Below are 231 nucleotides of genomic sequence, written 5' to 3'. Positions count from 1 at the left end.
ATGAGTCACCATGATGGAAGAAAGCTCCGCCTTCTAATAAAGTCACAAACTCTTTACCCGCGTTAATTAACTCAGGGTCACGGTCTTCTTCTGCAGGGGGTGGACCAAAGGCCAATAAACCATTTTCAGAATGTAAAAATACATCTTTGTCAGAAGGTAAGTAACTCGAGATTTTCGTCGGTAAACCAATCCCAAGGTTGACATAAGCACCATCAGGAATATCTTGTGCAA

1 protein-coding gene is annotated in these 231 nt (G+C 42.0%); it reads right to left on the bottom strand.

Going from position 1 to position 231, the window contains the following annotated elements; all coding sequences use genetic code 11:
- A partial coding sequence (locus AC1M87_RS14860; RefSeq protein WP_481594134.1) for a CoA-transferase occupies positions 1-231 on the bottom strand: 231 nt, incomplete at both ends.

Source organism: Acinetobacter sp. 24-47-62 (assembly GCF_056779765.1).
Note: the sequence above shows the minus strand (reverse complement) of the source record. Positions and strands in the feature narration are given on the sequence as shown.